The sequence below is a fragment of the Bacillus sp. 05T21 genome, assembly GCF_056396785.1.
Map to the genome: position 1 here is coordinate 99,171 of NZ_JBFTMD010000012.1, position 15,819 is coordinate 114,989.

At 34.7% G+C, this 15,819-nt stretch carries 13 protein-coding genes and 1 pseudogene; 8 read left to right on the forward strand and 6 right to left on the reverse strand.

Features of this window, described 5'->3' with window-relative positions:
• Positions 1 to 3 precede the first annotated feature (3 nt).
• A complete protein-coding gene (locus AC1DKZ_RS20050) occupies positions 4 to 1,158 on the reverse strand; it encodes a VanZ family protein (protein ID WP_476996924.1) in 1,155 nt (384 codons plus the stop codon).
• Between the two features lie 171 nt (positions 1,159 to 1,329).
• Here AC1DKZ_RS20050 and AC1DKZ_RS20055 point away from each other — a divergent pair, with 171 nt between their 5' ends.
• Positions 1,330 to 1,533, forward strand: a complete 204-nt coding sequence (locus tag AC1DKZ_RS20055; protein ID WP_002010557.1) for a hypothetical protein — start codon at positions 1,330 to 1,332, stop codon at positions 1,531 to 1,533.
• Positions 1,534 to 1,684: 151 nt separating this feature from the next.
• Here AC1DKZ_RS20055 and AC1DKZ_RS20060 read toward each other — a convergent pair whose 3' ends face one another.
• Complete coding sequence (locus AC1DKZ_RS20060; protein WP_002010553.1) at positions 1,685 to 2,497, reverse strand: undecaprenyl-diphosphate phosphatase; 813 nt, start codon at positions 2,495 to 2,497, stop codon at positions 1,685 to 1,687.
• Between the two features lie 132 nt (positions 2,498 to 2,629).
• Positions 2,630 to 3,133 (reverse strand): annotated as a pseudogene (locus AC1DKZ_RS20065) (methyl-accepting chemotaxis protein); the annotation flags it as partial.
• Positions 3,134 to 3,794: 661 nt separating this feature from the next.
• Between AC1DKZ_RS20065 and AC1DKZ_RS20070 the strand changes: the two are divergent.
• The 5 genes from AC1DKZ_RS20070 (at position 3,795) to AC1DKZ_RS20090 (ending at position 7,819) form a co-directional block, all read left to right on the forward strand.
• Positions 3,795 to 5,045 (forward strand): 3D domain-containing protein, encoded by a 1,251-nt coding sequence (locus AC1DKZ_RS20070; RefSeq protein WP_476996925.1) that lies wholly within the window; start codon positions 3,795 to 3,797, stop codon positions 5,043 to 5,045.
• Positions 5,046 to 5,149: 104 nt separating this feature from the next.
• Positions 5,150 to 5,377 (forward strand): helix-turn-helix transcriptional regulator, encoded by a 228-nt coding sequence (locus AC1DKZ_RS20075; RefSeq protein WP_078185072.1) that lies wholly within the window; start codon positions 5,150 to 5,152, stop codon positions 5,375 to 5,377.
• Positions 5,370 to 5,843 carry a DUF2178 domain-containing protein gene (locus AC1DKZ_RS20080; protein ID WP_002134421.1) on the forward strand — a complete coding sequence of 158 codons (474 nt, stop codon included), beginning with the start codon at positions 5,370 to 5,372 and terminating at the stop codon, positions 5,841 to 5,843. Before AC1DKZ_RS20075 ends, AC1DKZ_RS20080 begins: the two co-directional genes overlap by 8 nt.
• Positions 5,844 to 5,961: 118 nt before the next feature.
• A complete protein-coding gene (locus AC1DKZ_RS20085) occupies positions 5,962 to 6,594 on the forward strand; it encodes a class A sortase (protein WP_002186970.1) in 633 nt (210 codons plus the stop codon).
• Positions 6,595 to 6,739: 145 nt separating this feature from the next.
• A complete protein-coding gene (locus AC1DKZ_RS20090) occupies positions 6,740 to 7,819 on the forward strand; it encodes a YHYH domain-containing protein (RefSeq protein WP_476996926.1) in 1,080 nt (359 codons plus the stop codon).
• Between the two features lie 30 nt (positions 7,820 to 7,849).
• Here the strand turns inward: AC1DKZ_RS20090 and AC1DKZ_RS20095 are convergent, their stop codons facing one another.
• Positions 7,850 to 9,235 (reverse strand): peptide MFS transporter, encoded by a 1,386-nt coding sequence (locus AC1DKZ_RS20095; protein WP_242310817.1) that lies wholly within the window; start codon positions 9,233 to 9,235, stop codon positions 7,850 to 7,852.
• A gap of 253 nt (positions 9,236 to 9,488) precedes the next feature.
• Between AC1DKZ_RS20095 and brnQ1 the strand changes: the two genes are divergently transcribed.
• Together brnQ1 and AC1DKZ_RS20105 are read left to right on the forward strand one after the other, a co-directional pair.
• Positions 9,489 to 10,790: a branched-chain amino acid transport system II carrier protein BrnQ1 gene (gene brnQ1 / locus AC1DKZ_RS20100; RefSeq protein ID WP_476996928.1), complete on the forward strand. Its 1,302-nt coding sequence runs from the start codon at positions 9,489 to 9,491 to the stop codon at positions 10,788 to 10,790.
• A 138-nt stretch (positions 10,791 to 10,928) separates the two neighbouring features.
• Entirely contained in the window at positions 10,929 to 12,650 is a 1,722-nt protein-coding gene (locus AC1DKZ_RS20105; protein WP_476996929.1) for a DUF2339 domain-containing protein, read from the forward strand.
• Positions 12,651 to 12,705: 55 nt separating this feature from the next.
• On the opposite strand, the gene AC1DKZ_RS20110 is transcribed toward AC1DKZ_RS20105, so the two are convergent.
• Both AC1DKZ_RS20110 and AC1DKZ_RS20115 read right to left on the reverse strand, forming a co-directional pair.
• Positions 12,706 to 14,253, reverse strand: coding sequence for a DNA-binding protein (locus tag AC1DKZ_RS20110; protein ID WP_476996930.1), 1,548 nt, complete (start codon positions 14,251 to 14,253; stop codon positions 12,706 to 12,708).
• A gap of 173 nt (positions 14,254 to 14,426) precedes the next feature.
• Positions 14,427 to 15,818, reverse strand: a complete 1,392-nt coding sequence (locus tag AC1DKZ_RS20115) for an amino acid permease (RefSeq protein ID WP_476996931.1) — start codon at positions 15,816 to 15,818, stop codon at positions 14,427 to 14,429.
• Position 15,819 lies beyond the last annotated feature (1 nt).

Below are 15,819 nucleotides of genomic sequence, written 5' to 3' on the forward strand. Positions count from 1 at the left end.
AAATTAGTATTTGTCAGCTTTTTTAAGTGTAATTGCATTTCTTGTATGACTAATACGCTCGTAAAATAGTAATTTATCACTACTAAATACATGTAATAAAACATGAATAATAAATAGCCCGTTAATTACAAATTGGAATAACAGTATAACTAGTAATACTAAAGGCTCTGTATGATTTAAAATAGAGCTACTAGAAAGAATGTAATTGATTCCACCTAAAATGAAATAGAATATACCGTAACGAATGAATAATTCTTTTAGTGTAATACGCTCTGCTTGTCCTTTAATGTAAATACGAAGCAACGCTTTCCCTATTGTTCTTCCATTTGTAAAGTATGGGATGATAATAAAGTAAATTAAGATTGAACATGCGATGAAAAGGAGTTCGTATACATTTGTATAAGATTGGATGTTAGAAAAAAATAGTGAGTTTCCTTTGTTTTTAATGAAAGGTACAACGATAGATAAGAAGATCCAATCAATTTGCATAGCGATGAGACGACGAACGAATCCGACTGGTTTCGTTTCCAAATCAATATGACTATCTAATTCGCTTGTTTTTGGCAGGAAGTACGTAAATATTGGCGCAATGATAAAACCGATTACGCCGCCTAGTGTGTTTAAAAACAGATCGTCGATATCGAATAAGCGATATGCACAATTATAAATACCATATAATCCAGTTACTTGTGTTAATTCAAAGAACAGTGAAAGGCAAAAAGAAATGCACACTGTTTGGAAGAAACTACGTCGGAAATAATAACGTAAGTAAATACCGAATGGAACGGTTAATAGAACGTTAAAAGCAACTTGTAAAAATGCAGATTCTTTTAATAACAAGAAATAAGTAGTAGGTTTCGTTAAAATTGCCGATGTATGATTACTAATCTCTTGTATGAAATAAAATGGTGAGAGTTGCATATGCTGTGTATTAGCGGGTTGTAGGCTACAAGTATCATACGTTTGTGGTAACGGCAAAATAACAAGAAAATAGGCATTTAATAAGTAAAGTAATAATGAGTATAAAATAAATGAGCGCCATTTATTTAAATAACCGTATTTTCGATAATTAAATATTAAAAAAGGAATTAATAGAAACATTGCTAAAATAGGAAATAAAATAAAAGCTGTTTTTACTGGAAATAAATATGCAGTCAAAATGAAGCTCCTTTCAATGAAATTTCGTTTATCATTATAGCGCTTAAAAGAATGTAAAACAAAGTTGAAATAGCTCGAAATAGAAAAAATTACAAATTTAAAATAGATTAAGTTATAATAAGTTTAATATAAAGATATTATGATTATACAAGTTGAAAGAGGGTACATGATATGCAATATGAGCTTTTTTCGGTAAGCGGGGATCATATTACAACTTTTGAAAGCACATGGCGTTTTCAAGAGGGGGAACAGATTTTTGTTCATGATGATAATACAAAACGAAATTTTATTATTATTCGCTTAACACATGATTTATTTCAAAAAAATACACATGTTATTCGCTTGTATTGTCAGGAAAAGAAAGTTTATGCATAAGGAAAAACCACTTACTGTATGAGGGCAGTAAGTGGTTTTTTATCCCGCTATTTGTGGGCAGTAAAACTCCCACCTCAAAATTCAGGTGGAGCAAAGAAGTTAGGTGGGAGCAGGGGGGATGAACAAAACCCCCACTGATTAAAGTTTCATTTTATAAGAAAATGATAGTTAGCACACCTACGATAATACAGTAGAAAGAGAAGTATTTTAAATTTCCTTTTGCCATAATGTTCATAAACCATTTTAATGAAATATATGTCATGACAAATGTTGCGATGAAAGCAACAATATAAGGTACAAATAATGTATCTAAATTTGGATCGTTTGCAATGTCTGTAATACTTAACAATAAACCACCTAAGCTAACAGGAATGTATAGTAAGAATGAGAAGCGAAGAGCTGTTTCTTGCTTCATACCAAGTAACATTGCTGCCACGATTGTAGCACCTGATCTGCTTATACCAGGAATTAGTGCGCAAGCTTGTGCTAGACCAATAATGATTGCATCTTTCATAGAAAGGTCGCCATCATTTTTACGTCCACGCAAGTTTCGAATAATCCAAAGGCCGATAGCAGTAATAAGAAGGGAAATCCCAACCATTTTAACACCTTTTAAATAGTGGTCGATATAATCTTTAAATAAAACTCCAATTACACCTGCTGGAATGGTTGCAATAACAAGGTAAATAATAAAGAAGAAATCTGATTTTGCATCTTCTGCTCTTGTGAATATATAAGATAGACCATTCTTTGTTAGACGAATTAAGTCATTTCTATAAATAAGTAATACAGCTAATAATGAAGCTGAATTAACAAGTAGCTCAAAGCTAAACCCTTCTATTTTTAGTCCTAGCAAATGCTGTGCTAAAACGAGGTGACCGCTTGAAGAAATCGGAATTGGTTCTGTTAGTCCTTGGAATAGACCAAGAATTAAATATTTTAAAATGTAATAAAATTGTTCCATAACATCCTCCTTGTGTATTAGTCGAAAGAAATAACTTTTCTATTATAACAAAAGAGAGAGTGAATATTGAGAAGAAAATAATATTCGAAATATAATAAAAATCCCCTATGACGTCATAGGGGGTTTTTTACATTACTGAAAACCTACTATTTTTTGAATACTTTTTGATAATTGAACATCGACTTTTTCAGCATCATTAATATGATTCATAATAGTAGTGTTTAATTTTTGGAACATTTGTTGTGTGTTTGCAAATTCTCGTAATATATCATCGTTACAAGATTTTTGGTTTTCGATAGCGTTAATAACATTTGTAGCGCCACTTTGTAATGTTTGAATCATCATTAAAATATTTTCAATTCTAGCGTTAGTATCAGCGCTCATTTCAACACCTTCATCAACTAAATGTAAATTATCTTTTGTATTTTCATATGCTTTTTCAATTTCTTCTTGAATTTTTTTCGTTAAGTTACCGATGTTTTTTGTACTTTCAGCTGTACTTTCAGCTAGTTTTCTTACTTCATTAGCAACAACAGCAAATCCTTTACCGTGTTCTCCAGCACGTGCAGCTTCAATACTTGCATTCAACGCTAGTAAATTTGTTTGTGCTGCAATGTTTTGAATCACTTCTACAATTTGTTCAATTTCTTTAGAGCGTTCGCTTAAATGATTCATACTATTAGAAGTACGTTGAGATTGTTCACCTAATCTATTAATTACAATGAGTAAGCGATGAACGGATTCTTTTCCTTCATTAGAGCAATCGATAATTTCTTCAATAGATTGAATTAAGTTTTGCTCTTTTTGTAGCATTTCGTTATTTAATTCGTTGGAATGTGTAGTGCGCATAGAAACATTTTCAAAGCATGCGTTCAATTGTTGAATTAAGTTTTGGAGTGTATGATGTTGGCTATTTACAAGTTCGTGCTCTTGCATAACGCTTTTTACACGATTATGGATAGAAGATATAATTTCTTGTTTTTCCACATCTTTTTGTTTTAATTCTGCTTCTAGTTCATGTATATGAGTTTCTAGTTGATCAATTTTATGTTGGAGTGATTTCTTTTGAGTAAACATTTTATTTAATTCAACCGCCTTTGGGATTTTTAATTTCTCTATATTTGGATTTTAGCATCTTTTATAATTTTTAAATATAGGAATTGTTAAATATTTAAGAATCTATTACATTTTGTTCACAATTCTCTTTTTTTGTCATGAAAAATAAACTGTATTTAATGGTCCTGTAAACAAACTGTAAAATAAATCATGTATAACTGTATAAGAAGGGAGTCGGATTATGAACTATTTTAAGCGAATCAGTAGTCTAGTATTAGCAGGAATTATCGTTCTTTCTAGTACAGTCGCTGTAAAAGCAGAGTCAAACGACGAGAAACTTAACAACATGCAACAGCAATTGCAGCAAAACGATGCAGATATGCAGAAGAAAGAGCAAGAGAAGCAAGCTGTTAGTAAAGAAATTCAAGGTATCGAAAACGAACTACATAATTTAAATAATACAATTGCAAAAAATAAAGAGGATCAAGCTGCTATTCAACATAAAATCGATGAAACACATAAGCAGATTGAACAAAAAAAAGCAGATATTATCGTTTTAGAAGATAAAGTCCTTGCTCGTAAGGATATTATGAAAAAACGTATGGTTTCTGTTCAAAATAGCTCAAACACGAGTTTAGTAGTAGAAGTTGTTGTAGAATCAAAAAACTTTGCAGATTTCATACAACGTATGAATGCAGTTACTACTATTCTAGAAGCAGATAAAGAAATTTTACGTCTACAAGAACAAGATCTTCGTCAAATTGAAGAAGATAAAAAAGCAATTGACGAAAAAGAAGCATCTTTAGTAGTAGATAAGCAAAAATTAGCAAAAGCACAAGCGGATTTGCAAGATAACTTGAAAAAACGTCAAGATAACTTACAAACGGTTCAGGCTAAATATAATCAGATTGCAAGCCAACTTAATTTAGCAGCGGAAGAGAAAGCAAAAGTTGAAGCAAATATGAAAGCAGTACAAGAAACAATTGCTCGTGAACAAGAAGCAGCAAGAATTGCAGCAGAAGAGCGCGCAAAAGCTGAAGCAGCTGCAAAGGCTGAGCAAGAAGAGTTGGCAAAAGCGAAGGCAGCAGCAGCTAAGCAAAAAGAAGAACAGGTAGCTAAGCCGGCAGAGCCTGTAGCTAAAGATACAACACCAGCTAAGCCGGATCCAAAACCAGCTCAAGGTGGAAAAGAATTTTATGTAACAGCAACTGCTTATACAGCTGATCCATCTGAAAATGGCTATAAACCGGGTGAAACTGTAAAGTCTAAGTTAGGACATAATTTGACTGCAAATCCAAACATGAAACTAATTGCTGTAGATCCAGCTGTGATTCCATTAGGTTCTACTGTGTATGTGGAAAATTATGGTACGGCGATTGCTGGAGATACTGGTAGTGCGATTAAAGGTCATATAATTGATTTATTAATGCCAGATTCAGCTACAGCTAATAATTGGGGCAGAAGAAGTGTTAAAGTTACAATTTTAAACTAAAACGAAATCCAACTTTACAAAACGTAAAGTTGGATTTTTTTTGTAAAAATAATGTTAAGTTGAGTTTACATTTTGTTAAGTAAAGCATACAATGATGGTAAGAGGTGGTAAATTTGACCATTTGCAATAAGGTGAAGGAATTAAGAGCTCGCTTTAATTTTACGCAAAGTGTATTAGCAGAAAAGGTAGGAGTGACGAGACAAACGATCGCTGCAATTGAAAAAGGGGATTACGTTCCTTCATTGTTACTAGCATTGACGATTTGTGATGTATTCGAGTTAAAGATGGAAGATGTATTTGTTTTAAATAAGGAGGGGGAAGAGGATGAATAGAATTGGGGTTTCTTATATCTTAAATGTGCTGAGATTTGTGATAGCTTTTTGGGCGTTTATTGAGCTCTATTATGCTTGGATAGAGCTGGCAAATATTATTGAAACTGAGAAATTACCGTTTGAAGTAACAATCAACATGATGCCATTAGGATTGTTAACAATTGTAGCTATTATAACGACGATTTTTTATAAAGTTCAAAAGAAGAAACATAAAGCTCTTTCTTATTGGATGTACCCGTTATTATTTCCACAAGAAGACGAGCGGGAAAAAGCAATTACACAAAAGGCATGCCGGACAACATTTATTTCATTTTGGTATGGAATAGTTATTGCTATTGGATTTTTAACACTTTCTCCTGTAGCTAATTTATATATTCCTGGATATCCATTATATATTTTATTTTTCATGCTTTTTATTCAAATGACAGTCTTTTACGTATCACTGTACAGAAATAAATTAGTCTAAAAAAGAAACCTTCTTGCTGATGCAAGCAGGTTTCTTTTTTAGCTTACACTTGTACATATAGCAATATTGTCTTATCATTTTATATAGAGTAAGATTTTGTAACGGAAAGGAATTGTATATGAATAAGCAAAGAATTTATAGTATAGTAGCAATCCTTCTATTTGTTGTAGGTGGTGTATTAATCGGAAAGCCATTTTATGATGGATATAATGCAGAGAAGAAGCAGACAGCGAATGTACAAGCTGTTCAAAAGATGGAATATGAAAAGCATGATACAGAATTTGTAGATGCTTCAAAAATTAATCAACCAGACTTGGCAGAAGTAGCGAGTGCATCGTTAGATAAAAAACAAGTAATCGGTCGTATTTCAATTCCGAGCATCTCATTAGAACTTCCTGTTTTAAAAGCGTCGACTGAAAAGAATTTATTATCAGGTGCGGCAACTGTAAGAGAAAATCAAGTAATGGGACAAGGGAATTATGCACTTGCAGGGCATAATATGTCAAAAAAAGGTGTTTTATTTAGTGATGTATCAACTTTAAAGAAGAACGATAAAATTTATTTGTATGACAATGCAAATGAGTATGAGTATACTGTTACCGGTGTATCTGAAGTGACTCCTGATAAATGGGAAGTTGTAGAGGATCATGGGAAAGATGAGATAACACTTATTACATGTGTATCTGTTAAGGATAATTCTAAGCGTTTTGTTATTACGGGTGATTTAGTAGGAACAAAGGCTAAGAAATAAAGAAAAAAGAAGGTTCACTCTTTAAAGAGTGAACCTTCTTTTTTTATCCAATGTTGAGAAATAAAAGAATATTTCAGTTGGCATTTAAATATTTTTCTATTTTTATATAATAAAGTAATGATTCTAGATTTTGGGAGGAACAAAAGTGAAACAGCAAGTAAAAAGACTTCTTTTAACAACAAGTGTAGCGTTATTGGTAGCGCCAATTTCTGCTTATGCACATCCAGGACGTACAGATGCTAATGGTGGACATACGTGTCGTACAAATTGTGAAAAATGGGGATTGCAGTACGGGGAATATCATTATCACAATAAACCAGCTTCTAGCGGCGGAACAACAAGCCCTGCGCCTAGTCAAAATAATAATGGTGCTGTAGAAGCGGAGAAACAAGCAGAAGCACAGCGTAAAGCGGAGGCAGAGAAACAAAGAGCTGCAGAAGCACAGCGTAAAGCAGAGGAAGAGAGACAGCGTGTAGCCGAAGAGCAAAGAAAAGCAGAAGAGGCACGTAAGCAAGAGGAAGCCCAGCGCCAAGCTGACATGGAAAAAGGACAGCTTGAAGGGCAAAAAAGCGGAGAGACAGATTTTAAAGCAGGAAAGAATAATGCAGAAGGACATGTAGCTGGAAAGTCAGATGCATATAAACAAGCATTTACAACTGCGTATGCTGCGGCATGGTCTTTAGAAGAACAGAAAAAAGCACATTTTGAAAAAGGTAAAGAGCAAGGGTTAACACAAGAAGCAATGGACGATAGTCAAATTACTCCTGAGTTTAAGGGGAACTTTGCAGAAGGTTTCCAAGTAGGTAATAAAGAGAGAACCGAAAAGATTGAAAAAGAACAAGCGGAACTTGGTGAAAAGGCTGGTAAAGAATTAGCTGAAAAGAAACCTGGAAATACTGAAAAGGATACATATGTGAAAGTATATGAAACCGCGTATGAAAAAGGATATAAGTCTGCTAAAAAGGCAGCGGAAAAAGCTGGATATACATATGCATTTGAAAATTATGATTTAAAAGTTCCTGCTAAGTATGACAAGCATGAGTCATTAAAGAAATGGTTTACGGAAGGATTTAAATCAAATAAAAAGGCAGCGGAAATTCGAGAAGAAGGATATAAAAAAGGAGACAGCTGGCTTTCGTTCTTCTATAAGAGTTTCGTTCCAAGTGAATATAAAGAACATAAAGGCTTGTATGAACAAGCAATAGAAAAGGGAAAGAAAGCGTAAAAAAAGATGAGGAAAATTCCTCATCTTTTTTTAATCCATCCATTTCACTAATTTCTTAGAAATTGATAATAAAACACAACCTAAAACGATCGCCACAGCGCCAATAACTGTGAATACTTCAGCATATCCAAGTGAAGTTGTGAAGCTTGCAAGCTGTCCGCCTAAAATATTAGCAATACCTGAGCTTGCTAACCATACTCCCATTAATAAAGAAGCAAGTTTTACTGGAGCGAGAGCACTAACCATTGATAGCCCGACAGGTGATAAGAATAGCTCACCTAACGTATGGAAAAGATACGTAAAGACGATAAATAGTAAGTTTGCTTTTTCTGTAATGTTATGTTCGTCACTGCCTGTTTTTAACGTAGCGATAACAAGAACAATATAACCGATACCGAGTAAGATCATACCAAGTCCCATTTTTGTTGGGATTTTCATGTCACCATTTTTTCTAGTTGCCAGTTTCGCCCATAATGCTGAAATAGCTGGTGCAAGTAAAATAATAAATAACGGATTGACCGATTGGAACCAAGATGTTGGAACTTCCCATCCGAACACAGAGCGGTCTACAAATTTGTTTGTATATAATGTTAACGAACTACCAGCTTGTTCAAATCCAGCCCAGAAGAAGACAACAAAGCATGTTAAAATGACGATAACTGTTGTACGTTGTTTTTCTTTTTTTGTTAACGGTGTATTTCCTATTGTTTGTTGTCCAGCAGCCGTTTGCAAATCGCGAGTTGGTTTTTTACCGATATCACCAAGGAAGCGATTTGATAGTGTTGTAAATAAAATTTGTCCAATGATCATTCCGATTGAAGCGGCTAAGAAACCGTAACGGAATCCGAAATGAACAACACCGTCCACTGTTGTTTTAAATAAATTTTCTGATAAAAATCCGCAAACGAGTGGAGCTAAAAATGAACCGACGTTAATACCCATGTAGAATATTGTAAATGCACTATCACGTTTTGGATCGTGCTCTTCGTATAATTCTCCAACAAGTGTAGAGATATTCGGTTTGAAGAATCCATTACCGATAATAATAAGCGCTAATCCGAGGTATAGACCGACTTGGTTTTGCAAGGCAAATAGTGTAAGGTTACCGATTGCCATTGTTATACCACCAATTGTGATGGCTTTTCGTTTGCCTAGAAAACGGTCCGTTAAGTATCCACCGATCAATGGTGTGAAATAACAAGCACCAGTATAAAATCCGTAAATAGAGAGTGCCCAAGCGGGACTAAACCCAAGACCACCACTTACTAAAGCTGTTGTTAAATATAATGTTAATAATCCTCGTAATCCATAGTAACTAAATCTTTCCCACATTTCTGTAAAGAAGAGTAAGTATAAACCTGGAGGATGTTTCTTTTTTCTTTGTTGTTCTCTTTCTAGTTGTATCGCTGATTCCATAATATTTTCCTCCTGACACAAGCAAAAAACAAAGTTAATAGTATTATATGATTAATATTTTACCTTATTAACTATTATAAGTCAATAAAGGTTGATTTTTCAGAAGAAATTTGAAAAGGGAAATAGCTATAGAATGGGTGTTTCTTTTGTGATAGACTATGGACTATGTTTTCTTTGTAAGGAAGCGGATTACCGCATTTTTTTATTTGTGGAATTGATTTCATGTAAGGTGAAATTGAAGAAGGAGAAAGAAATGAAATTGTTACAGAAAAAAGAAATTTTGCTTATTAGTCTTATGTTATTCTCTATGTTCTTTGGGGCCGGAAATCTTATATTTCCACCTTTCCTTGGATATGAAGCAGGAGAACATGTATGGATTGCATTGTTAGGTTTTATTATATCAGCAACAGGGCTTCCTATATTAGGTGTTATCGCTATTGCGAAAGCAGGGAGTTTTCAAACGTTAGCAGGCAAGGTTCATTCTTCATTTGCAATTATTTTTCCGTGTATTGTGTACTTATTTATTGGACCAGGTCTTGGTATACCACGTGCAGGAAGTTTAGCTTTTGAAATGGGGCCAGGCCAGTTGTTCCCAGAAGCGGGTAGCGTAGTTTTGTTATTGTACACGGCTATTTTCTTTAGTATTGTTTACTGGTTAAGTTTATCACCGTCTAAATTAATGGGCTTGTTTGGAAAGGTGTTAACGCCTTTATTATTATGTATGATTGCTATTATATTTATAAAAAGTATGTTTACATCAGTAGGCAGTGTGAAAGAGCCTGCAGGAAATTATGGACAAGCTCCTATGTTCCAAGGATTTTTAGATGGATATTTAACGATGGATGCGTTAGCAGCTTTAATATTTGGGATTGTTATTGCAAATGCTCTGCGTGCAAAAGGTGTAGCGGATGATAAAGGTTTAGCGAAATATATGAGTATTGCTGGTATTGGAGCAGGACTATTACTAACTATTATTTATGTCATTCTTGGATATGTTGGTTCAATTAGTGGTTCATTGGGTACATTTGATAACGGTGCGAAAGTGTTAGCACAAGTTATGACTACATTATTTGGACAAGGTGGGTTAGTTTTATTAGGTCTTATTTTTACTGTCGCTTGTCTATGTGTTTCAATTGGACTTGTTACGTCTTGTAGTCAATTTTTCACAAGTGTATTTCCGAAAGTATCTTATAAAGTTTGGGCATTTATATTAAGTTTTGTTAGTATGGTTTTAGCTAATTTAGGATTAACGCAAATTTTAAAAGTATCGGTACCGATTCTTGGATTTATTTATCCAGTTGCACTAACGCTTATTATTTTAGGGTTATTCCATAAGTATATTGGAAAGTATGTATACGTATATTCGGTAACGATTGGACTCGTAGCGGTATTTAGTGCGATTGATGTTTTAAACAAAAGTGTACTGATGAATAAATGGACACCACTACTAAAAATGCTTCCGTTTTATACAGAAGGTGTAGGTTGGATCGTTCCGGCATTTGTAGGTGCCTGCCTCGGTATGATTGCTAGTATTGCTATAAATAAGAAGAAATAAGTAAGAGGTGTTTTCCTATTTCGGAAAACACCTTTCTTTTTTGGAAAAATGGTATCGAACATGAATAGACTAATAGTATGATAAGGGTAATTGGTAATATATAGGTTGATTGAAAAATCGATGATGAGGGGGGAGTATATGAAGGGGGATTTAAACAAGAAAATAGAAGCACTCGAAACGGCAATTGAAACGATGCAAGAGACACTTTATGAATTGAAAGCGAAACAAAGAAAAATAGAAGTAGATAAAGTTCAACAAAATGTTAATAAGGAAAAGAAAGAATATATTGAAGCGGTAAGTAATGAAAAGTTACAAGAAGATGTAGTTAAGACGAGGAAGTCCATGCAAGAGCCAGAGGTGAAACAAGTAGATATATCTGCATTTAAACCAGAACCATTTAATATTATAAAGTTTTGTCAAACGTGGTTACCACGCATATTTGTCGGTATTATGCTACTTGGCGTTATTTGGTTATTCAAAGCAGGGGTAGATGCCGGATTATTGACACCAGCGATACGGGTTTTGTTTGGTATAGTACTATCTGCCGGTTTGTATTACGTAGGAGATATACAAATTAAAAGTGAGCGGCAAGCGTTAGGGTTAGTATTAGCTGGAGGAAGTATTACGGGAATTGTTTTAACAACGTTTGCGGCACATTATTTATATGAGTTTATTCCTGCAAGTATTGCGTTTATCTGTAATATTGTATGGGTTATTTTAGGGATTTATTTAGCGAAAAGATATAGATCGGAATATCTCGCTATTTTCGTGGCGGTGGGAGCATTTTTTGTTCCTTTCTTGTTAAATAGTACGACTCCTAATACGTATATTTTCTTTAGTTATGAGACGATATTAACAATTAGCCTATTATGGTATGCATTGAGAAACCGTTATAAGTACTTGTATATGATTTCTTATGTTGTTGCGGCAATTGTCCTATTTGTCTTCTTTGTTGTTATGTCAATATTAGTAGAGAATGTGCAAGTACAGTTAACAGTTGTATACGGTGCAATTCATTTACTATTATTTTGGCATATGTTTTCGGAGAGAAGTTTTATACAAGAAGCACGATTGGCGATATTTAGTGCGAATGCAGTTTTCTTTATTTTAGCCATTTCTCAAATTCCTGAATTTACAACGTGGGGATTAGTTATAAGTGCATTTGTGCATGCTGTTATGTTTGTACTTGAATATAGGAAGAATAAACATTCTGTATTTTCAAATCTAATATTTGGCTTTGCAATGGGATCATTTAGTTTAGCGATTTTATACGAGTATAGTTTGGTGAATGCAGCGATCGTATTATTGTTACAAGGTTTCCTCGGTATGGTTACTGCTATTAAAGTAAAGCAAAATATTAAGTTGTATGTAGGTGCAACGATTTATGCGATTGGAATGGTACAGACAATTTTTAGCCCGTTTGATGAGTTCATTTCAGCAGGGTTTGTCGCTCATATTATTTTGATAGGAACGTTCTATTATTGCATGAGACAAGCGAAAGAAGTGTTAGCGAGTTTTGGTAAATATGTGTACTCTATAGCGCTCTACTCGTTAATGGTTATTGTATTTATTACAATTACTAGGATCGGTGAAGTTCTTTCTACAGATGGAAGTATAATTAGCGTATCTGTATCATTATTATGGATGGTATATGCTTTATTTGCAGTTTGGTTTGGCCGTTATAGACAGATGAACGAAATATTATATGCTGGATTAGTCGTATTAGTAGTAACAGTAGGGAAGTTATTCCTTCTCGACCTACCAGAGGTGTCGATGATGATTAGGGCGGTGTTATTCTTAATCGTAGGTAGTATAGGTATCGTTATTTCAAGAATGTTTTTCTCAAAAGAAGAGAAGTGAGAAGAAGGCAATCCCTTTACGGATTGCCTTTTCTTTTACTTTACTTTACTTTACTTTACTTCTTACCAATCGTTACAGCCTCATTATATTTAGCTGTTGTGTTTTGTCTTAGGCGAAGTGTTGCTTGTCCAGTTGTATTTGGGGCAAGTTGTACGTTCACAATTTTTTCAGCAGATCCTTGGTTATTTGTTATGAAAGAGAATGTACTGCTATATCCGAAAGAAGACGGCCAAGTGCCATTTGTATTTTGAACTTTTGCTACCTGTGTTCCGCCAGTTGTGAAAATACCTAAAGAATAATTATTGTACGTTGTATTTGGTAATAAGTTATTTACTTGAATCGTCATTTGGAACACTTCATTGTTTGGTAGAATGCTAGGGTGAGTAATTACGTAATCACTCGTTGTCACTGCACCGTTATAGCCGTATGAACCTGGTTTGAAAGTATTTGTATTGAACCACTGGTAACCTTGACTTGGTGCACTCCAAGGTTCTGGTTGTGGTTCTGTTGATAAACTTGGTTGTTCAAATGTTTGTAGAGCTGTAGGTGCATCAAGTTGTAAACCACTTACTTGATCTAAGCTTGTAAATGTTTCTTGCTTCGCTAGCCAATTCACGATGTTTTCTAATAGAACAGCATCGTTTTCTTCTTTATAACCATCGTAAGTTTTCTTTGTTTGGCCAGAATCTTCACGAACATATTTTGGCGTCGCATCTTCAACTGGAGAAGAGTCACCGATAAAGGCAGCTTTTCCAAGTCCTACTTTTGCGATAGCAGCATAAGGACCCTCTGCAACGCCACCACCGTTATAAACGCCGCTATCAACAGCGTTATTCCATTTTGATGGATTTTCTGGAAGATATACAAGGCCTTTCGCTAGTTTTGGATTTGTAATTGCAAGAGTAGAGCCGGCATGCATGGCTACAGATGATACACCTTCTGTAATTCCGAATGATTGTTCAGGTGAAACAATATTTTTAGCTGAAACATCACCAAGTGCGTTATAGCGGAAGCGAATACCGAAATTATTGGATAGCCAATCAGAGCTTTCGACTCCTTGCATAGCTTGTGAATTTGCTTCCTCGTTTGACATTCCTTTTGCTGGATTATCCCAAGCACCGCGTCTATATCCATTGAATACTTCGGAAGAGTCCCAACGGTTTTTATTACGATCTGCATTATAATGATCGGCAATGAAGAAGATACTGCCGCCATTTTTCACGTATTGTAACATTGCATCTTGTTCAGATTTTTTGTAAGGAATATTAGCTTCTGGAACGATAAACACATTGTAGTTTTTTAAATCTTCGTATGTAATAGGTGCTGATTTACGAAGTTCTTTTACATGATATCCGTTTTGGGCAATGCCATTTCCGAAATCAGAAAAGCCGCCATCAATAACCCAATCAGCCGTCCCGGCAGTTTGACCGTGCGTATTATCGAATAATACTTTTTTCCCATTGTTTTGATTTACAATTTTTGCAGCAATTTCAGGAGCTGGATCTACAGAGCTTTCGGCATAAGTAGATGGAACATAAGCGCTTCCTAAACTGATTGTAATTGCTGTTGCTAAAGAAAATTGAATCCATTTTTTATTCTTCATAGAAGAATCCCCCTAATAATAAATATATGTGCTTTAATAATGTAATTTATTTTTCTGTAAAAATAAAGATAGAAAATATTAAATAGTGTAAAGATAACGTTAATTCGATTGAGAAATATTTGTGTGAATAATGAAAAAATCTCTCCCTAGTAAATTAGGAAGAGACCATAGGTTTAACTAATTTTTGAATTAGGTGTTTCATCGATCTTATGAAACCCTTTCATGTAATACACGATAGCTAAGCCGATAAGCCAAATTGGGCCAATGATTAATGCAATTCGTGTATCTTCTGAATACGCCATAATACCTAGTACAAGTGCAAGGAAGCCAAGTGAGAAGTAAGAGCTTAATGGATGTAAAGGCATTTTATACGTTAGCTTGTCTTTTTTCTCAGTTGATAATCCTTTACGGAATTTAATTTGAGCGACTAATATAATACCCCAAGTCCAAATTGCCCCGAAAGTTGAAATACTAGTTAACCATGTAAATACTTTTGCAGGCACAAGGTAGTTTAATATAACACCAACAAGTAAAACGATAGCCGTTGCTACAATTCCTTGACTCGGAATACCGTTTTTATTTAAACGACCGAATCTTTCAGGAGCTTTCTTTTGTTGTGCCAAAGTAAATAGCATACGCCCTGTACTAAATAAACCACCGTTACAAGAAGAAAGTGCAGCTGTTAATACAACAAAGTTAATAATACCTGCTGCTTTTGCAATGCCGATTTGTTGGAATGTTAATACGAATGGACTTCCTTTCTCGCCAAGTTCGTTCCATGGATAAATTGCCATCATAACGAATAATGCCCCGACGTAAAAGATTAGGATTCTCCAAAATACGTTATCGATAGCTTTTGCGAGTGTTTTCTTCGGGTTTTGAGCTTCACCAGCTGTAACACCAATTAGTTCAACGCCTAAATAAGCGAATAATACCATTTGTAAGGAAAGCAATAATCCAGAGAAGCCATTTGGGAACCAGCCCCCATGTTCCCAAAGATTTGAAATACCAGTTGCAACGCCGCCATTTCCAAATCCGAATAGAATAATACCAAAGCCAATCACTACCATACAGATAATTGTGACAATTTTAATGAGAGCAAACCAAAACTCAAGTTCTCCAAATACTTTTACTGATAAGAAGTTGAAAGCGCTCATTAATAATAGAGCGAGTAGTGCCCAAGTCCAGCGCGGGATATCTGGGAACCAGTACTGCATGTAAATTCCAGCCGCCGTAATTTCAGCCATACAAGTAACAACCCATAAGAACCAGTAGTTCCAACCAGTAATATAGCCAGCAAGTGGGCCGATATAATCATTAGCATATTTACTAAAAGAGCCGGCAACCGGTTGTTCAATTGCCATTTCTCCGAGCGCTCGCATAATGAAAAAAATAACGAGTCCAGCGATCATATAACCTAGTAAGATGGAAGGACCAGCTAGTTTAATAGCAGAAGCAGATCCTAAAAATAGTCCAACGCCAATAGCCGAACCGAGTGACATTAAAGTAATATGTCGTTCTTTTAAACCTCGATTTAAAGTTCCAGATTTGTTTGTGTGCTGCATA